Source organism: Nonomuraea sp. KM90 (genome assembly GCF_052246675.1).
In the GTDB taxonomy this organism is placed as follows: Bacteria; Actinomycetota; Actinomycetes; order Streptosporangiales; family Streptosporangiaceae; genus Nonomuraea.
The window spans coordinates 12,526-30,626 of record NZ_JBQQCB010000122.1 but is presented as its reverse complement, the minus strand read 5'-3'; the positions used below and the strand labels follow the sequence as shown (position 1 = coordinate 30,626).

General features: G+C 71.7%; 13 protein-coding genes and 1 pseudogene. 6 read left to right on the top strand and 8 right to left on the bottom strand.

Annotated elements, in window-relative coordinates; genetic code table 11:
- A pseudogene (locus tag ACTWPW_RS52415) lies at positions 1-194 on the top strand (hypothetical protein); the annotation flags it as partial.
- A gap of 90 nt (positions 195-284) precedes the next feature.
- The gene (locus ACTWPW_RS52410) at positions 285-1,712 is read left to right on the top strand and encodes a hypothetical protein (protein WP_443173349.1); all 1,428 of its coding nucleotides are present in this window, start codon (positions 285-287) and stop codon (positions 1,710-1,712) included.
- Between the two features lie 10 nt (positions 1,713-1,722).
- Here the strand turns inward: ACTWPW_RS52410 and ACTWPW_RS52405 are convergent, their stop codons facing one another.
- Together ACTWPW_RS52405 and ACTWPW_RS52400 are read right to left on the bottom strand one after the other, a co-directional pair.
- Positions 1,723-3,087, bottom strand: a complete 1,365-nt coding sequence (locus tag ACTWPW_RS52405; RefSeq protein ID WP_443173348.1) for a sensor histidine kinase — start codon at positions 3,085-3,087, stop codon at positions 1,723-1,725.
- A gap of 94 nt (positions 3,088-3,181) precedes the next feature.
- A complete protein-coding gene (locus ACTWPW_RS52400) occupies positions 3,182-3,592 on the bottom strand; it encodes an organic hydroperoxide resistance protein (RefSeq protein WP_375116087.1) in 411 nt (136 codons plus the stop codon).
- 82 nt (positions 3,593-3,674) lie between these two features.
- Between ACTWPW_RS52400 and ACTWPW_RS52395 the strand changes: the two genes are divergently transcribed.
- A complete protein-coding gene (locus tag ACTWPW_RS52395; RefSeq protein ID WP_443173347.1) occupies positions 3,675-4,244 on the top strand; it encodes a TetR/AcrR family transcriptional regulator in 570 nt (189 codons plus the stop codon).
- A gap of 10 nt (positions 4,245-4,254) precedes the next feature.
- Here ACTWPW_RS52395 and ACTWPW_RS52390 read toward each other — a convergent pair whose 3' ends face one another.
- The 3 genes from ACTWPW_RS52390 to ACTWPW_RS52380 form a co-directional block, all read right to left on the bottom strand.
- On the bottom strand, positions 4,255-5,403 hold the full coding sequence (locus ACTWPW_RS52390) for a HupE/UreJ family protein (RefSeq protein ID WP_443173346.1): 1,149 nt from the start codon (positions 5,401-5,403) through the stop codon (positions 4,255-4,257).
- Between the two features lie 60 nt (positions 5,404-5,463).
- The gene (locus ACTWPW_RS52385; protein ID WP_443173345.1) at positions 5,464-9,345 is read right to left on the bottom strand and encodes a metallophosphoesterase; all 3,882 of its coding nucleotides are present in this window, start codon (positions 9,343-9,345) and stop codon (positions 5,464-5,466) included.
- 273 nt (positions 9,346-9,618) lie between these two features.
- Entirely contained in the window at positions 9,619-10,620 is a 1,002-nt protein-coding gene (locus tag ACTWPW_RS52380; protein WP_443173344.1) for a LacI family DNA-binding transcriptional regulator, read from the bottom strand.
- A gap of 320 nt (positions 10,621-10,940) precedes the next feature.
- On the opposite strand from ACTWPW_RS52380, the gene ACTWPW_RS52375 reads away from it, so the two are divergent.
- Positions 10,941-11,732 carry a ThuA domain-containing protein gene (locus tag ACTWPW_RS52375; protein WP_375116081.1) on the top strand — a complete coding sequence of 264 codons (792 nt, stop codon included), beginning with the start codon at positions 10,941-10,943 and terminating at the stop codon, positions 11,730-11,732.
- Positions 11,729-12,871, top strand: coding sequence for a Gfo/Idh/MocA family protein (locus ACTWPW_RS52370; RefSeq protein ID WP_443173343.1), 1,143 nt, complete (start codon positions 11,729-11,731; stop codon positions 12,869-12,871). Before ACTWPW_RS52375 ends, ACTWPW_RS52370 begins: the two co-directional genes overlap by 4 nt.
- Here the strand turns inward: ACTWPW_RS52370 and ACTWPW_RS52365 are convergent.
- On the bottom strand, positions 12,849-14,243 hold the full coding sequence (locus ACTWPW_RS52365; RefSeq protein WP_375116079.1) for a S28 family serine protease: 1,395 nt from the start codon (positions 14,241-14,243) through the stop codon (positions 12,849-12,851). The genes ACTWPW_RS52370 and ACTWPW_RS52365 overlap by 23 nt on opposite strands.
- Before the next feature lie 251 nt (positions 14,244-14,494).
- Between ACTWPW_RS52365 and ACTWPW_RS52360 the strand changes: the two genes are divergently transcribed.
- Positions 14,495-14,872: a DUF4267 domain-containing protein gene (locus tag ACTWPW_RS52360; RefSeq protein WP_443173342.1), complete on the top strand. Its 378-nt coding sequence runs from the start codon at positions 14,495-14,497 to the stop codon at positions 14,870-14,872.
- Between the two features lie 69 nt (positions 14,873-14,941).
- On the opposite strand, the gene ACTWPW_RS52355 is transcribed toward ACTWPW_RS52360, so the two are convergent.
- The gene (locus ACTWPW_RS52355; RefSeq protein WP_443173341.1) at positions 14,942-15,955 is read right to left on the bottom strand and encodes a hydroxyacid dehydrogenase; all 1,014 of its coding nucleotides are present in this window, start codon (positions 15,953-15,955) and stop codon (positions 14,942-14,944) included.
- 160 nt (positions 15,956-16,115) lie between these two features.
- Complete coding sequence (locus ACTWPW_RS52350; RefSeq protein ID WP_443173340.1) at positions 16,116-17,981, bottom strand: DUF2264 domain-containing protein; 1,866 nt, start codon at positions 17,979-17,981, stop codon at positions 16,116-16,118.
- Positions 17,982-18,101: the final 120 nt, after the last annotated feature.

The following is an 18,101-nucleotide window of genomic DNA, read 5'->3' as shown; positions in this document are numbered from 1 at the left end:
ACTACACCACCCTGGGCACCGGCTACGTGCAGGAGGCCCACGAGCGGTTCGAGAAGATGCAGGAAGCGCTGATGGGCGGCGACAAGGCACCCTCCGAGCGGGTCATCGACGACAACCGCGCCAAGTCGGGCCACGAATACCGGCTGCAGACCGAGGGCGAGCACCCGGTGAGCAGCCTGGCGCTCAACCGCTGAATCCGGTTCGTGCCATGGCCGGGCATGGGTTCCGGCAGCACTTGTCGATATGGCCCCGCCGTCGGCGGGCCGGACGCTAAGAACAGGCCGGTGGGACTGAGCACATCACTCCGAACGTCGCGGGCGCCGCTGCTCCTGGTCGCGCTCTGCTACGGGATCGCCCAGCTCGTCATGGTCACGCCCGGGATGGGCCTGGGCTGGGACGAGGTCGTCTACGTCAGCCAGGTCGACCCGCGCGGGCCGGCGGCCGAGTTCATCGCGCCGCGGGCCAGGGGGATCACCCTGCTGGTCGCGCCGCTGATGCTGGTCACCTCGTCCACCGAGGCGCTGCGGGTCTATCTGTGCGTGCTGTCGGCGCTGGGCCTGTACGCGTCGTTCGGCACCTGGCTGCGGGTGCGCCCCGGCGCGACGGTGCCCCTCGCCGCCCTGCTGTTCGCCTCCTCGTGGCTGGCACTGTTCTACGGGAACGAGGCCATGCCGAACCTGTGGGTGGCGTTCGGCGCGGTGGCCGCCGCCGGGTTCTTCCTGCGCTGCGTGCGGCCGGGCAGCGGGCCCGGCCCGGCGGTGGGGCTGGCGCTGAGCGTGGCCGCCGTGGGCCTGCTGCGCCCGCCGGACAGCATCTGGCTCGTCCTGCCGCTCGCGCTCGCGCTTGCCAGGCCCGCGTGGCGACATGTCAGTTCCGGGTTCGCGCTCGCGGCGGGCCTGGTCGCGGGCTGGGCCGACTGGATCGTCGAGGCGTTCGTCCGGTTCGGCGGCCTGGCCGCCCGCTGGCAGGCCGCCGGGGCGGCGAACGAGACCGGCCTGCACTTCTCGGTGCCCGAGCACGCCCGCGCGCTCAACGGGCCGCTGCTCTGCCGCCCGCCCGCGCACTGCGGGCCCGTCGTGACGCCCTGGCTGCTCTGGTGGCTGGCGATCCCCGCCCTCGTCCTGCTCGGCCTGTACGTGGCGCGGCGCCGGGGCCGCCTGGCCGAGTGCGCGCTGGCGACCGCCTGCGGCCTGGCCCTGGCGGTGCCGTACTTCTTCCTGGTCGGCTACGCGGCGCCGCGCTTCCTGCTGCCCGCGTACGCGCTGCTGGCCTTCCCGGTCGCGCACGCCGCCGCCGGCCTGGCACGGACGCGCCGGGCCGGCGCCGGCCTCGTCGCCGCCGGCCTGCTCGCCCAGTTCGCCCTGCAGGGCGTCACGCTCGGCAAGGTCGTCGCCAACCGGCTCCCCAAGCGGCAGGCCGACATCGAGGTGGCCCGGGCGCTGACGGCCATGGACGTGCGCCCGCCGTGCCTCGTGTACGGCGAGCACGCGGTGATGATCGCCTACCGGATGGGCTGCGAGGCCCACACGGTCCTGCGCTGGCCGCGGGAGCCGCAGGTCCCGGCCGCGCTCATCGACGCCGGGAGCGCCGGCAAGCGGGTGGTCGCCGTGGACAAGGGCCGGTCGAACCCGGCGCCGTTCCTCCGGAGCTGGGACAAGGGCCGGCTGCCGGGGGTGCGCCGAGGCGGCTGGTATGCCTACCTTCCCCGCTGAGCCGGGCGGCTCATTCCTCCTCGAGCGGTAGCCGCAGGACGAACCGGGCGCCGGAGTCGGAGTCCTCGATGGTCAGCGTGCCCAGATGAGCCGTCGCGATCTCGCGGGCGATGGGCAGGCCGAGCCCGGTGCCGCCCACGTCGCGGCTGCGCGAGGCGTCCAGGCGGGTGAAGCGCTCGAAGACGACCTCGCGCTGGTCGGGGGCGATGCCGGCGCCGTCGTCGACGACCTCCAGCACGGCCTCGCCCCCCTGCCGCCGCAGGGTCACGATGATCTGCGACTCGGCGTGCCGCTCGGCGTTGTCCAGCAGGTTCGTCAGCAGGCGGGCCAGCTGCAGCCGGTCACCGTAGACGATCACACCCGTCTCCAGCGTGGTGATGATCTGCTTGGCGCGCGGCCTGGCGGTCTCCTCGGCGGCCAGGTCGCCCAGGTCCATGGGCTCGCGGTTGTCGGGGGCGCCGGAGTCGAGCTTGGTCAGCATGAGCAGGTCCGCGACGATGGCCTGCAGCCGGTCCAGGCTGGCCAGCACCTCGTGGCAGGTCTCCCGCCAGTCGACGTCCTCGGGGTGCAGCAGGGCGTCCTCGACCTGGGCGCGCATCGCGGTGATCGGGCTGCGCAGGTCGTGCGAGGCGTCGCCGGCGAACCTGCGCTGCCGCTCCATCGCCATCGTCTGCTGCTCCAGCGCCGTCTCCAGCCGTTGCAGCGTCTGGTTGCTGGTCTCGGCCAGGGCCCTGATCTCGTCGTCGTTGGTCGGGACGGGCACGCGCATCCCGCCGCCGCCGGCGGCGATCTCGGCCAGCCGCCTGGTGATGCTGCTGACGGGCGCGAGCGTCCTGGCCACGACCCGTGACACCCCGAACCAGGTCAGCAATACCAGCACCGTCGTCACGCCGGCCTGGAACAGCAGGACCTCGGCGGCGATGTACCAGGGCACCGCCGGGGAGAAGGAGTAGATGACCCACTCGCCGTCCGGCTCGTACGCGACGAGGGCCACCACCATCTCGCACCGGCGGGGGAAGGCCGGCAGGTCGCAGAGCGTCGCGGCGTCGTTGGCCTGGTCCTTGTGGGGGATCATCGTGGTCAGGCGGGGGTAGCCGGCCAGGTTCCGGGTCCAGGCGACCGGCCGCCCGCTCGGATCGACCACCTGGATGCCGTCGAGCCCGCCGGCCTCCAGCACCTGAGGCAGCCTCTTGCGCTTGACCATGAGCAGCACGCGCACGGCCTTGCCGGACACCTCGTGCGCCCGGATGTCGGCCACCTCGTTGCGCACGCCGTACAGCACGAACGCGCTGACGACGATGTTCAGCAGCAACATCGCGATGCTGGCGAACAGCGCCAGCCGTGTCCGCAGCGACCGGCCCAACCGTGTGCTCACACGCCTCCCCCGCCGACCAGAAGATCACAGCCGGGGCGTTGGCGGCCAACTTCGGGAGATTCCTCGACAAATGCGGTTAAGGAGCTGGCTGCGGCTACTCGATGACGAGGTTGACCGGGATGTTGCCGCGGGTGGCGTTGGAGTAGGGGCACACCTGGTGGGTGGCCTCGACGAGCTCGCGGGCCGCCTCCGGCGCGATGCCGTCGGGCAGCTCGACCCGGAGCGTCACGTCGAGCTGGAAGCCGCCCTTGCCGTTGGGCGACAGGCCGACCTCGGCCGTGACCGACGCCTCGGAGACGTCGATCTTCTGCTGCCCCGCCACCAGCCGCATCGCCGAGGCGAAGCAGGCGGAGTAGCCGGCGGCGAAGAGCTGCTCGGGGTTGGTGCCCTCGCCGTCGCCGCCCAGCTCCTTCTGCAGGGCCAGCTGGACGTCCAGCTTCCCGTCCGAGGAGACGGCGCGGCGGTCGCGACCGGCGGAGGTGGCGATGGCGGTGTAGATGCTCATGTGATGGCCTCTCCTAGGTAGACAGACCTGTCTGTCCGTCGTTGAACCGATAGTAGACAGACCTGTCTGGTATCGTCAACCTGTGAGCGCAGAAACGTTGGAGGGCGGCCGCCGGAGCCCGGCGCGTGACCGGGTCCTCGAAACGGCGCAGCGCCTGTTCTACGCGGAGGGTGTCCACTCGGTCGGGATCGACCGGATCATCGCGGAGGCGGGCGTCGCCAAGGCGACCTTCTACCACCATTTCCCGAGCAAGGACGAGCTCGTCCGCGCGTTCGTGACCATGCAGTCGTCCCGGCAGCGCGCGATGGTCGCGGCGATGCGCGATGAGTCGCCGTACGAGAGGCTGCGCGGCATCTTCGCCTACATGTGCGAGTTCGGCGCGGGCCCCGGCTACCGGGGCTGCCCCTTCGTCAACACCGCGGCCGAATATCCCGATCCGGCCCATCCGGTCCGCCAAGCCATCGCCGAGCACCGCCGCTGGAACCGCGAGCTGTACCGCGACCTGCTGGCCGGCGACGGCCGCCCCGACGCGGAGCGGGTGGCCGACATCCTCATGCTGCTGCGCGACGGGCTCGTGGTCGGCTTCGACCTCGACGACCCCGTCACCGTCCGCGCCTCCGTGCAGGAGGCCCTGACCAGGGTCCTGGACTGAGCCTGCCCCGTCAGAGCGGCAGCGGGACGCGGTCCAGGAACCAGTACACGCTGACCGCCACGATCGGGATCGACAGCGCGACCACCGCCCAGCGCGACCATGACGTCCGGCGCAGCAGCACCAGCAGCGGGAAGAGCACGGCGATGATCGCGAGCTGGGTCACCTCGATGCCGACGTTGAAGCTCAGCAGCGACAGCAGCAGCTCCCACGACCCGCTCCGGTCGATGTCCAGCGCGCCGGCGAAGCCCAGGCCGTGCACCAGGCCGAAGGCGAAGACGATCGGCAGCCGCCACCTGCCCAGCCGGTCCTCCTCCCGGCCCAGCAGGTTCGCCAGTGCCACGACGACGATCGACGCCGCGATGACCGGCTCGACGATCTCGCCGGGCACGTCCACGACCCCCATGGCGGCCAGGAGGAACGTGATGCTGTGGGCGGCGGTGAAGGCGGAGGCCGTGATGACGACGTCGCGCGGGCGGCGCGCGCCGATGAGCAGCGCCAGCAGGAACAGGACGTGGTCGAGGCCGAACAGCAGGTGCTCGGCGCCGAGCACGAAGAACTCCCCGACCTGGCTCGCGGCCTGGCGCTCGCCGACCCGCAACGTGGGGCTCTGGGCGACCAGGACGGCCGAGCCCTTCTCCCCGTCGAGCTCGTAGCGGACGAGCGTCTCGGTGCTGTGGACGAACGTCTCGGCGTCGGGAAACAGCGCGCTGGAGATGGCGTGGGTGCCCCCGGGCTCGCCCGGGCAGGCGTAGTCGAGGGTCAGCACCGCGAAGGCGGCCTTGCCGCGCGGGCGCACGTCCGCGGCGCCCGCCATCGTGGGCGCGCAGGGCCGGTCGTCGTACGCCACGGCGAAGCGGCGGGTGACGTAATCGAGCACGGCGTCGCGGTTGAGCTCCAGCTGGCGCAGCTGCTCGGCCCGCTCCTCGGCCTCGTACGCCTCCGCGTACAGCCAGGCCGACTTCATGAGCAGGTCGTACTCGAGGTCGAGCACGACCTTGACGCCCGTGCCGGTGCCGGTGCCGGTGCCGGTGCCGGTGCCGGTGACCGTGGCGTGGGCGGTCGTGGTCGCGTCGTGCGCCGCCGCCGGGGCGGGACGCGTCAGGCCGGCCAGCCCGGCGGCCAGGACGAGGGTGAGAACGACGGCGGGCAGCCGGTGCATGTCTCGGTTCTCCAGGGGGAAGGCCGCCCCGGGCCCGTGCCCGGGGCGGCGATTGGCCGGCTAGCGGTTGAACCAGCGGTGCATGGGCGAGTCCGGGCCCCACGTGCCGGGGCGGCCGTGCTCGTCCTTGGTGACGAAGACGCTCGGCTCGGAGGCGGTCACGCCGCCGCCCGCGGAGCGCGCCGTGACGAACCAGGCGTAGGCCGTGTCGTCCTTGAGGCGGTCCCAGGTCACCGAGGCGACCTGGCCCGACGCGACCTTGCTCCTACCGATGGTCCGGGTCGGCTTGTAGAGCGCGAGCGAGTCGGTCTGCAGCGTCGTCGTACGGGAGGTGAGGTCGACCGGCAGCACCATGTTGTCCTCGAGGCCGTTGTACCGGCGTGCCGGGTCGTACTCGTTGGCGCCGAAGTCGTCGAGCAGCGGCGAGTAGGTGTCCACGCTCAGCTCCGCCCGCTTGACGTCGAACTGCAGCAGCCGGAAGAAGCTCGCGCCGAACTGGAGCTGGTCCTCCGGCCGGTAGCCGCCGATCTCGGTGAGCCCGAGCCGGTCGGCCGACACCGTGTAGAACTGGTAGTCCGCCAGCAGCTCGACGACACCGTTGCCGACCTGGCCCACCTTGGGCTTCACGTTGGTCCCCACGCCGTGCTCGTGGCCGGCGAGGATGAGGAAGACGTTCGGGTTCTTCTCGACCACCGTCTTGTACAACATCGACCCGTCGGGGGCGGAGAAACCGGCGCCGCGCCCGTCGGGGTTCGTGCTCGGCACGAGGTAGTCGTGCGAGAGCAGGATGCCGTTGCGGTTGGGGAACTTCTTGAAGACGGAGTCGGCCCATTCGGCCTCCTCCCGCGTCACCCCGTACGACAGGCCGACCACGACGAAGTCCAGCCCGCCCGCGGAGAACAGGTCGTAGTGGTTCTGGTTGTCGCCCTCCTTCCACGGGCCGCCGTACTTGGCGTGCTGCCAGCCCTGCGACACGTCCTGGTAGCGGGTGGGGCCGTAGTACTTGTTGTAGATCGCCTCCGGCCCGTTCTCGGTGCCCGACTGGTTGTCGTGGTTGCCGGCGATCACGCCGTTCGGGATGCCCGCGTCGTCCAGCACGCGCTGCTGCTTCGACGACACCTCGAACTCGCCGGTGACCTGCCGCTGCATGGCCTCGTCGGCGGGCTTGCGGATGTTGTTCTCGATGATGTCGCCGGTGTGGGCGACGTAGGAGATCTTGCGCTGGTCCTTGTTGGCGCTGATCCAGTTGACGACGCCGGCGTAGGCCGACTCCCACACCGCGCGCTCCTCGGCCGTCTCCTGCTCGACCGCGCCCTCGGAGAGGTACTGCGTGTCGGTGAAGTGCACGATCGAGAAGTCGTACGTGGCGGGGTCGGCGAAGCCGTTCGGGTCACCCGGCTCGATGTCGTCGGCGAACGGGTCCTCGCCCGTCACCATGACGTGGACCTGCTGTCCGTCGATGTAGTCGCGGTCCACGACGGCCGTGAGCACGGTCTTGCCCTCGGCGGCGCCGCGGCCGCTGGTGAGCAGGTCCCACGCCTTGGACTTCGTGTTCCACACCCGCAGGGACGCCAGGCGCTCGGGGTCGACGGCGCCCTCCCAGCGCAGCACCGGGGCGTCCACGTGACCCTTCACCTGGACGTCGAAGCGCTGGTAGACGAGGTCCTGCCCGGCGGGCGCGTCGAGCGTCCGGCTGTCGGCGGGCTCCAGCGCGTCCGTCCTGGCCCGCCGCTCCCCCGGGACCCGCAGGGTCGTCGGGAGGGACTTGGCCGTGCCCTGGTACGCCTGGTTCGGGGTCAGGATCTCGGCCTGCGAGAACGTCGCCGTCACCTGGCCGCCGTCGGGCTCGGACACCTTCGCCGAGAGCGTGGCCGGGTCCGAGACGTCCACGGCCCCCAGGGCGGGGGTCAGCTCGGCGGGGACGTCCGGGATGCCCGCGGACTCGAACACGATCTCGTGGGTCGTGGCGTTCCCGAGCCCGTCCGCGCCGGTCACCGTCAGGGTGTGCGTGCCCGCCTTGAGCCCGGGGCCCACCGGGACGCCCAGCTCGATCGGCCGGCCGTCGAGCTTGACGTCCGGCCCGGACACGACGCCGGAGGCGTCCTCCAGCTTGACGTCCAGCACGACGGAGGCGGTGATCTTCTCGTCCGCGGCGGGGACGCTCTTGGCGACCTTCGGCGCCGAGTTGTCGGTGAGCAGCAGGCGGGTGGCGACCTCGCCCGTGCTCGACGTGGCGGCGATGGTGTGCTTGCCGTCCTTGACGGCCGTGGTGTCGAGGTCGGCGCGCAGGCCCCGGGCCGGCGCGTCCACGAGGAACTCCAGGTCTATCTCGGTCAGCGGGTTCACCGTGTCGCCGCAGTTGCCGTCGCCCATGCCGTACGACGCCTTGAGCATCTGGCCGGTGGCCGTGCCCTGGGCCGGGGTGAGGGTGATGTTCGAGATCGTGAAGTCGTCGCGGTTGTTGCCGCACGACGTCGGGAAGGTGCCGGCCACGAAGTCGATCGTGTTCCAGCCGGGCACCAGCAACTCGTTCGGGATCGTGAGGTCGACGCGCTTGCTCACGAAGTCGCCGTCCAGCACGACCTTCTGGCCGTTGACCAGCACGAAGTTCTGGTAGCGCGCCTCGATCGAGTTGCTGCCCACGTTGAAGCCGAGCTTGGCCTCGCCCGAGCCGAGCGTCTCGGCGACGTGCACCGCCGGGGCGTCGATCGTGTAGCGCAGCTCGGCCTCGCGCAGGGCGGTCTGGCTGCTGCCGCAGGTGCCGTCGCCCATCTCGTACGACGGCTTGATGTCCTGGCCCGTCACGGTGGCGCCGTCGAGGGTGAGGCCGAGGTTCGAGATCACGAAGTCGTCGCGGTTGTTGCCGCAGGTCTCCTTGTAGTCCCCGGTGACGACCTTGATCGTGTTGTCGCCGGGCACCAGGAACCTGGCCGGCACCGCGACCGTCGCGCGCCCGCTCGCCCAGGTGCCGCCCAGGTCGATGCGCTTGCCGTTGACCAGCAGGAAGTTGTCGAACTTGTCGTCCACCGAGTCCGCGCCCACGTCGAAGGCGAACATCGCGGCGCCGTTGCCCAGCGTGGCCTTCGTGACCGGCTTCTCGCCGTCCACGGTGAGCGACTTGACGCCGCCCTCGCCGCTCGCCGGGACCGTCGCGAAGACCGGCTTGGTGCCGGCCACCAGCGTGCCGTCCGTCGGGAGCAGCCGCGGCGCCCCGGCCGGGGCGTTGTTCACGGTCACGGTGTTCTTGACGGTCACGCCGGCCGCGGTCGTGGCGCTGAGGACGTGCTCGCCGTTGGCCAGCGTCGTGGTGTCCACGTCCGCGGCCAGGCCCGTGGTGCCCTGCGGGTCGCCCAGGGTGAAGAACTTGAGCGTGGCGCGCTTCAGCAGCGAGGTGTTCGTGCCGCAGCTGCCGTCACCGAACGAGAACGTGTACGGGTTGTCCTCACCGTCCGCGACCTCGCCGAGCAGTTCGAGGCCCACGTCGGACAGCACGAAGTCGTCGTAGTTGGTGCCGCACGACGACTGGATCGCACCGACGACGATCTCGACGGTGTTCTCGCCCTTGACGAGGTGCTCGTTCGGGACCTCGATGGTCGCCCGCTGGTTGACGAAGTTGCCGATCTCGCTCTTGTAGGCGCCGTTGACCAGCACGTAGCTGTGGTACTGCGCCTCAGTGGAGTTGGAGCCGACGTCGAAGCTGAGCCTGGAGACGCCGACCGTACGGGTGGCGTTCAGCGCGGTGTCGTCGATGGCGAGCTTCGTGACGCTGTCACCGGCCGCGGTCGGGACCGCGGCGGCCTTCACCGTCCCCTCGAGGTACGAACCGCTCGCGGGGGTGAGCGTCGGCGGGCTCTGGGTGCCGGTCGGGGTCGGGGTGGGCCGTCCCCGCTCCTGCTCGCCGGGGGCGGGATCGGCGTACGCCGCCGTCACGAGACTGCTCACGAGCAACGCCGCGAGCACGCCGGCCGTGGCGAGCCGTCCCCGTTTCCGTAAGCCACCCAGTGATTTCCGTGATGCCAATGGCTGCATCGGGTGCAGTCCCTTCTCGAACGTTCTGAGCAACCGATCAGGCGGCTTGCCCTAGCGCGGACACATTGGAGCGCGCGAGTGAACGTTGAGCATGGAGTGGCTGAAGGGAACAGAAAATGTCTCCTCATTCTGGTCATCTGTCACGAGACAGGACCAAGTGGGTTACAAATCGGACGTATCCGACAGTCAGCGGCGCGCGGGGCCGACCGACTGGCCCGGCACGAGCGTGCAGGGGATGAGCAGGTGCGGGGGCGCGTCCTGGACGCCTTCGAGCTGGTCGATCAGCGCGTCCGCGGCGAGGCGGCCGAGCCGCGGGGCCGGCGCGGCCATGACGGTCAGGGCCGGCTCGATCATCTCGCCGAGCTCGCGCGTGGTCGCCGCCGAGATGACGGACAGGTCGTCCGGGATCGACCGGCCGAGCGCCCGCACCCCCTTGACCAGCCCCGCCGAGGCGCCCTCGTTGACCAGGATGACGGCCGTCGCCTCCTGGAACTCCGCGCCGAGCACGCGGGCGGCCTCCCGCCCGCCGGCCGACGTGCCCTCCACCGCGATGACCGCGGGCGGCCCGCCGAGTGGCGCGATCGCGGCGAGGTAGGCGGATTCGACCCGCCTGATCCGGCCGGGCTCGTTTCCCTTCGTCACCTGGGTGACCAGCGCGATGCGCTCGTGGCCGAACGAGCGGAGGTGGGCGACCGCCTGGTCGATCGTGGTGGCGAAATCGATGTCGACGTACGGCAGGTCGTCGTCCTCGGTCCGGCCGATCAGCGCGAACGGGACCCGCGAGGCGAGCAGCCGCTCGACCCGGGAGTCGCGGATCTGCACCTCCATGAGCAGCGCGCCGTCGACGAGACCGCCCGCGAGCAGGTGGGACATCTGCTCGTCGTCGTTGACCGGCCACAGCACCAGGTCGTAGCCGCGCTCGCGGGCGCCGTGCGCGGCGCCCATGACGAACTGGATCACCGTGGCGTTGGCCCGGGACTCCAGGTCGGGGTGGAGCAGCGCGAGGATGCGGGTGCGCGAGCTGGCCAGCGCGCGGGCGACGACGTTGCGCCGGTAGTTGAGCTCCTCGATGGCCGCCTCGATGCGGGCCCGGGTCTCCGGCGCGACGCGCTTGGTGCCGTTGATGACGAAGGAGACCGTGGCGATGGAGACGTTTGCCCGCTGGGCGACGTCGCGCATCGTGACCATGGGTGCCGCCTCCCGGGGACCTGGCGAAGCACTGCGACTATAGCGCAGCGTATTCGACGAATTCTCTTAACGTGTTGTTGACATCACAGTTGGAGGAGCGCAACATACTTCACAAGTATGCTCGGTTAAGCGCTTTGATACGCGCGACCGCGCCTCCCCGTCAACCTCCTCTCCAGCTCCGCCTCCGGCGTCCTCCCGCCGCTGACCGACTCCTGTCGGCGTGGAGCGACTTCCTCTTCGCCCTCACCCTGACCAGCACCCCCGAGGTACGGCCAGCGCCGTCAGCGGTTCCGTCAAATGACTCCGGAAAGGAAGACCGCATGAACAGCACCCGACCCCTGCACGTCACGGTGTGGGGCGAGAACCGGCACGAGCAGGTCGAGCCCAAGGTGGCCGAGATCTACCCCGACGGCATGCACAACGCCATCCGGCGGGGCATCGAGGCCCGGCTCGGAGCGCGGGCCACCGTCGCCACGGCCACGCTCGACGACCCCGAGCACGGCCTGACCGAGGAGGTGCTCGCGAGCACCGACGTGCTCACCTGGTGGGGGCACGCCGCCCACGGGGAGGTGTCCGACGAGGTGGTCGAGCGGGTGCACCGGCACGTGCTGTCCGGCATGGGCCTGGTGGTGCTGCACTCCGGCCACTGGTCGAAGATCTTCACCAGGCTCATGGGCACCACGTGCACGCTGCGCTGGCGCAGCGAGAACGACCGCGAGCTGGTCTGGACGGTCAACCCGACCCATCCCATCGCGCGCGGCGTCCCGCACCCCATCGTGATCCCCGCCCAGGAGATGTACGGCGAGCAGTTCGACATCCCGGAGCCCGACGAGCTGATCTTCATCAGCTCCTTCAGCGGCGGCGAGGTGTTCCGCAGCGGCTGCACCTTCCGGCGCGGCAACGGTAAGATCTTCTACTTCAGCCCCGGCGACCAGGACTACCCCGTCTACCACCACCCCGACGTGCTCCAGGTCATCGCCAACGCGGCCGAGTGGGCGGCCGGCGACCGGTCGCGGCGCGAGCTGCCGACCCTGCTCCGCTACGAGACGGGCGACTTCTTCAACGGCCACGGCTACCGCGGCGCCATGAGCAACAAGGAGCACGCCGAGTGAGCGACTCCACCGTTGCCGGGCGGCCGATCCGCGTCGTGCAGGTGGGGGCGGGCTCGATGGGCCTGGCCTGGCTGCGGACCCTGACCGCGGCCGGCGACGTCGAGGTGGTCGGGGTGGCCGACCTCGACGTCGGGCGGGCGGAGGCGGCCGTACGAGATGCCGGCTGCGACGCCAAGGTGGGCGCCTCGCTCGGCGACCTGCTCACGGCCACCGAGCCGGACGCCGTCGTGAACGTCACGATCCCGGCGGCCCACAGCGAGGTCAGCATCGAGGCGCTCTTCGCCGGCGTGCCCGTCCTCTGCGAGAAGCCGGCCGCGCCGACCCTGGCCGAGGCGCTCGTCCAGGCCGCGGCCGCCGAGGCGGCCGGGCGGCTGCTGATGATCAGCCAGTCCCGCCGTTACTACGCCGCCCTGGCGGAGTACCGCCGCCGGATCGCCCGGCTCGGCCCGCCCGGCCTGCTCACCACCGGCTTCTTCCGGGCCCCGCGGTTCGGCGGGTTCCGGGACGAGATGGACCAGCCGCTCCTGGTCGACATGGCCATCCACGCCTTCGACGCGGCCCGCTACCTGCTCGGGGCGGAGCCGGTCTCCGTCATGTGCGAGAGCTGGAACCCCGCCTGGAGCTGGTACCGGGGCGACGCGGCGGCCACGGCGAGCTTCCTCTTCGACGACGGCACCCGTTACGTGTTCACCGGGAGCTGGTGCGCCGACGGGCTGGAGACGTCCTGGAACGGCGAATGGCGGGCCGTCGGCCCCGGCGGCACCGCGACCTGGGACGGCGAGCGGCGCGTCACCTCCGCACCCGGCGACGCACCCGGCGACGCGGCCGGCGACGCGGCCGACGTGCCGCCCGGCGGGCACGAGCAGATCGCCGGGGCGCTGCGGGAGTTCGTCGCGGCGCTGCGCACGGGCGCGCGGCCGTCCGGGGCGATCTCCCGCAACCTCCTCAGCCTGGCGATGGTCGAGGCGGCGGTCCGCTCCGCCGGGTCGGGCCGGCGGGTGGAGATCGGCGCGCTGCTGGAGCAGGCGTACCGGGACGCGCTGGCCCTTCCCGTCCGCGCGGAGATCCGTGCGCGGCTGGAGTCCTGGGGTACGCCTGCTTCGGCACTGGCCCGGCTCAGCGGGTCCGGCGATCGGTGAGCATGTCGTCGGCGGGCAGGTCCGCCGCCTCGGGGAGCCGCTGCGCCAGCGGCGGCTCCGCCCAGCGCCGCAACGTGGCCGTCGCCGCCGCGCGGTCCGCCTCGGTCAGGCGGGCGATGCTGGCCCCGTGGTTCGATCCGGGCGCGACGTACAGGTAGGAGTCGCGTCCGCTCGGGGTGAACCGCTCGGCGCTCCACGGGTCGTTCTCGCCGTAGACGAACAGCATGCGCTCCGACCGGGTACGCACCCAGCGGTCCACGTCGAGCATCGGCCGCGGGTCGTGCCGGGAGCGCAGCTCGGCGGGCAGCACCGAGTTGGGCTGGTAGAGGCCGCGGTATCGGGTCAGCCCGCGCAGGTGCCGGAAGGCGAGGTCGGGCCAGCCGAGCTGGGTGGCCGCCTGGTAGTAGTACGGCAAGTAGTAGTCCAGGCCCTGGTCGGTGTAGAAGCCGAAGAAGGCGACCCCGTCGATCCAGGCGTACAGCTCCGCGTCCGTGGCGGTCGTGGGCGGCACGGAGGGGCAGTCGGCCACGGAGAGGTACTGCCAGAACGCCCACGCCGTGTCGAGGATCGTCATCTCGAACGACCGGTCGGCGCTGCCGAGCGTCCTGGTGAAGGTGTAGCCGTTGCGCGCGGCGTCCGCCTCCAGCAGCGCCACCATCCGGTCGCGCCGCTTGAGCGCCTCGCGCTGCACGTTCTCCAGCGCGGTCCGGCAGGACTCGGGGCCGACGCGGGCGAAGAACCGGTCGTACTGGTGGTCCAGGGGGTTCACCGGGTCGTTGGGGGCGACGTAGGCCACCACGCCGTCCACGTCGCCGGGGTAGAAGCGGCGGTGGTAGACCGAGGTCATGCCGCCCTTGCTCGCGCCCGTCTGGATCCACTTGCCGGAGTAGATCGTCTTGAGCGCCTGGACGATCCGGTGCTCGTCCGTCGCCTCCTGCCAGACGGTCAGGTCGTCCCAGTCGGCCGGGGCCGGGCGGGAGGTGCGGAAGAAGCGGTGCTCGACGGAGACCTGGTTGCCGTCGAGGAGCTGGGTCGGCTCCGTGCGCGAGGCCGTCGGGTTCACCGGCAGGCCGTACCCGCCGGTGTAGAGGACGACCGGCGCCGCGGTGGAGCGGTGGAGCAGGGTGAGCCGCTGCTGGAAGGTCCCCTTGGCCGGGTAGCGGTGGTCGGCCGGCTGGGTGAAGGTCAGGACGAAGAACCGGTAGCCGGCCGGCTGGGACTCCGACACCACCGTCAGCCCGGGGATGGCCTTGAGCCGGTCCAGCAGGTCGTCCTGGGCGGCGGCGGGAAGGGCTTGCAGGGTGAGGGCCGTCACGAGGGTCGTCACGAGGGCCATCGCGGCCGCCAGCGCGGCCAGTAACCGGGATCGCACGCTTTCGACTCCTTGCGGGGAGGCTGCACGGGGGAGGCTGCTCGGGGAGACTGTTCGGAGGAGGGCCAGTACCGCCCGACGGTATACCGATCACTCCCGTCCGAACAGACCATCCAGCCGTCCCCGGATGAAAGCGATCAACGAGCGCTCAGGCGGGCATCGACCTCCTTCACCTCGCTCACTTCGTGAAGCGGGCCAGGAGGCGGGCGAGCCGCCGGTCGTGCTGCTCGCGAGGCATCCGGCCGCCGAGCGTGAGGGTCGCCAGGCCGTGCAGCGCGGCCCAGTACGCCGCCCTCAACCTGTTCATCCTGTTCATCGGGGCCCGTTTCCTGCTGGTGCCGCGCGCCTCCGCCGCGGGCTACGGCGTGCCGGCCAAGGAGCACGGCGACCCCGCCTATCTGACGATCAAGGGCTTGCGCGACGGCGCCTACGGCCTGCTCGGCCTGGCCCTGCTGGCCTTCGCCGGAGCGCGCGCCGAAGCGTGGTTCATGCTGGTCGTCGCGCTGGTCCCGCTGGGTGACACCCTGATCGTGCTGCGCAACGGCGGGACGAAGGCGGTCGCGTTCGGCATCCACTTCGCGACCGCCGTGGTCGTCCTGATCAGCTCCGCCCTGCTCTTCGCCGTCTGAACCCCTGGAGCCGATGACTACGCACAGGGCGAGGACCGGGTTCCGGTGCCTGTGGAGCCGTGCCCCGCGTCAGGCGATGTACGGGAGCTGCTCCAGCTCCACCTGCCCGAGCAGGGGCCTGCCGCCGAGGAACCGGCTCACCTCGGCGACGGCGAACTCGCCCAGCCGCCGCGTCTCGCGGCCCTGCGCACCCGCCAGGTGCGGGGTGATCAGGACGTTGGGCAGGGCGAAGAGCGGGTGGCCCGGCGGCAGCGGCTCGGGGTCGGTGACGTCGAGGACGGCGGAGATCCGGCCGGTGGCGCACGACCGGGCCAGCGCGTCGGTGTCGATCAGGGAGCCGCGGGCGGTGTTGATGACCACCGCGCCCTCGGGCAGGAGGTCCAGCCGCCGGGCGTCGAGCAGGTGGCGGGTCTCGGGCAGGGCGGGTGCGTGCACGGTGACGAGGTCGGCGCGGCGGCAGAGGTCGTCCATGCCCACGGGCTCGGCGCCCAGCCGCGCGGCCTCGACGGCGCTCACGTAGGGGTCGTGGAGCAGCACCTCGACCTCGTACGCCCGCAGCCGGCGCAGGACGTGGCGGCCGATGCGGGAGGCGCCGATGACGCCGACGGTGCAGTCGTGCAGCCCGGTGCCGTCGCCGGGCAGCCAGTCACGCGGCGCGCCCTCGACGGCGGCGGCATAGCGGCGGGCGCGGCTGAACGCCTGCTTGGCACCCAGGACCAGCATGGCCATGGTGTAGTCGGCCACCGGGACGGCGTTCGCCTCGGCGGCGGAGGAGACCACGATCCCCTGCTCGAACACGACGGGATCAACGCGGGCCTTGACGGTGCCGGCGGCGTGCACGACGGCGCGCAGCCGGGGCGCGGCGGCCAGCACGCCGGCGTCGATGTGCGGGCAGCCCCAGCCGGTGAGCAGGATCTCCGCCTCGGCGAGGGCGGCGGCGGCCGCCGGTCCGTCGAACGAGGTGAACGTCGTCGCCGGGTCGATGTCGACCAGCTGCCGCAGCCGGGTGAGGAGGTCGGCGGGGAAGACGCCGCCGAACGCCCAGGGGGCGAGGGCGAAGACCGCGACGGGTCGCCGTGGCACGGAGTGAGCTCCTATCGATGGGCGGGCAGGATGGAACTGGTGAAAACGCTTCCATGAACGAGCGTACTTCACCGATACCGGCATCCGCATCACCTGACAATTGACCGTCTTGAGCAGGATCAGAGCCGCCAAAGACTGCTGACGAGTCGGTGTAAGCGCTTTATCTGCTCAACGTACAAGTGGGGGTGTCGTGGAGGTGGACCGTGGCCGTGTCGCCGCTGGGCAGCGTCAGCCGGACCAGGGCGTCGCCCTCGACGTGGACGGCCGGGGCGGGAGGGTCCGTGCCCGGGCCCGCCAGCCACACCAGGGTGACGTACAGGGCGACGCCTCCCGGGTGGGCCTGAGCGATCGCGTAGGGGGTGGCGGAATGCGGGCCGTAGGCGTTGGTGCCCGCGCCCGTGACCAGGCCGGTGCCCGTGTAGCCGTGCAGGGCGCGCACCGCGGTGGTGAGCCCGTCCGGGCGGCGGGCCAGCGCCAGGTCGCCCTCCTCGCTCAGGGCGAGCGGGAGTGCGGCGGCCAGGGCGTGGCCGCCGTCGCGCACCTGGTGGCCGGCGGGGGCGGTGACGCGGTGGATCCGGATCTCCGCCGCGCCGTCCACGACCGAGGCCGTCACCACGCGGACGGGGCCGTCCTGGTAGGCCGAGGCGGCGAAGCGGTCCGAGACGGCCAGGGGTTCGATGCGCCGCCGGAGCGAGGGGGTCCTGTCGGGTGCGATGACGGCCAGGTGGTTGTCCACGCCCTTGGCGGTCCCCAGTTCGGGCCCCGTGTGGCTGGTGTAGGCGTACTTGAGGTAGTGCGGGTCGGGCACACCGTCCGGGTGCCGGACGCGGTCCCGGTCGCTGCCGTGGTTGACCAGCCGCACGACGCCGTCCGCCCGGGTGGCGTGCAGCAGCCAGCCGGGGGCGGCCATGGTCACGGTCTGGTCGGCCAGGTCCACCGGGGCCGCCTGCTCGGGTTCGGTCCAGACGGGATGGGCCGGCGGCAGGAGCAGGCCGAGGAACGCCTTGCTGGCCCAGTACGGCGACGCCGGTCCCGAGTAGTCCTGCGTGACCGGCAGGAAGGGGTCGTACCAGCCGAGGGTGAGCAGGCCGCGCTCGTCCGGCGCGCCCCGCTCGGCGAAGTGGCGCAGGACGCCGCTGGCGATGCGGCGGGTCCGGCCGGGCGGGAGCGGGGAGGCCCCGGTCAGGGCGCCGAGCCACAGCGGCGCCACCGTCGCGAACCGGTAGGTCAGCGAGCGCCCCTGGTGCACGGGCCCGCCGTCGGCGGCGAAGAAGTGCTGGTACTGGTCGAGGAATCGGTGCAGCCGGGCCGCGTAGAGCTCCTGCCGGACGATGTCGCCGGACATCCGCGCCCACAGCGACGGGTAGAGGTGCAGGGCCCAGCCGCAGTAGTAGTCGAAGTTCTTCCCCTTGCCGTCGGAGTACCAGCCGTCACCGGCGTACCACTCCTCGATCCGCTCCAGCCCGCCGGCGATCTCCCCGGGCGAGTACGGCCCGCCCACCTCGGCCAGGAACTGTTCGACGATCACCCGGAACAGCACCCAGTTGTTGTCCGGCGTGCGCCGCCCGACGAACCCGGCCAGCCACTCCACCACCCGCTCCCGCACGGCGGGCGGCAGCCGGTCGAACAGCCACGGGCGGGTCTCGTGCAGCGCCAGCGCCACCGAGGCGGCCTCGACGAGCTGCTGCGACATGTCGGCCAGGGCCGGCCAGGCGTACGGGTGCGCCGGGTCGGTCCCGGCGGCCAGGCCGCTCGCGTACCGCTCCAGCAGCTCCGGCGGCACCTGACCGCCCGCGCCGGCGATCCGGAAGGCCGCGAGCAGGAACGTGCGGGCGAAGCCCTCCAAGCCGTCACTCACCGGCCCCGACCTGCTGGCCCTGCCGGGCAGGCGGAACTGGGCGAAACCGTCCGACGCGTACGGCACCACGGAGTCCAGCAGGTGATCCGCCATGGCCTCCCAATGTGCCCGGGTCCAGCCGGTGTGTCCGGACAGTCGTACGTCGGGGGCGGGAAGGCTCAGTGGCATGACCGCAATCCTAGAACAGCTGCTGTAAGCGTTTTAACATCGGGGTGGGAGCGGTGATTTGACACCGCGACGACCAGCGGGAACCATCACGCGTAAGCGGTTTACCAGCAAGTTTCAGCG